Raw genomic sequence first — 634 nt, forward strand, 5'->3', positions numbered from 1 at the left:
TGGCCAGACTGGCTATTGGCGATATTTCTGGCGTTCGGGTGGATGCGCGCGAGGTTGAACGCAGCGGGCCGACTTTCACCATTGACACGCTTTTGGCGCTCCAGGAGGAGAATCCGGGCGCCCAGCTTTACCTGTTCATTGGCGCAGACCAGTTTGCCGTCTTCAGGCAATGGCACCGGTGGCAGGACATTCTTGACCTCGCTATAATTTGTATAGCTGATCGCGCACAATCCACGCTGGCTGGAGCTCAATTTGAGTCCTACGAAAGCCGCAGCAACCGTTTTGTCCTGCTCAATCTTCCCCTGATGCCTGTCAGCGCCACCCAGATTCGCCAGTTAATGGCCTCCGGAGCCGCGGTGACAGGGGGAATTACCCAGTTGGTCCCTGAAGCCGTTGCGCGTTATATTTCACTTCACCAGCTGTACGGTTCCCATTAATTTCCCACTTTATCGAAGCAAAACACTGCATGACATCCACCACCGTCAAAACCTCCGCCGCCGCCGACAAAAAGGACGTGCAGAAACTGCAGCGTGCCATCATTGACGGTCTGGAAGACGTCAAGGCGCAGGACATCCAGGTGTTTGACACGGAGCACATTACGTCACTGTTCGAGCGCGTGATCATCGCCTCCGGC

General features: G+C 55.8%; 2 protein-coding genes. Both read left to right on the forward strand.

Annotated elements, in window-relative coordinates; all coding sequences use genetic code 11:
- Nucleotides 1-437, forward strand: a 437-nt coding sequence (locus tag AC1DWI_RS25630; protein WP_477726252.1) for a nicotinate-nicotinamide nucleotide adenylyltransferase, incomplete at its 5' end; no start/stop codon positions are given.
- Between the two features lie 29 nt (nucleotides 438-466).
- The coding region (locus AC1DWI_RS25635) for an RsfS/YbeB/iojap family protein (RefSeq protein WP_477726253.1) at nucleotides 467-634 on the forward strand (168 nt) is incomplete at its 3' end.

It is taken from the genome of Polaromonas sp. P3_C2 (genome assembly GCF_056402675.1).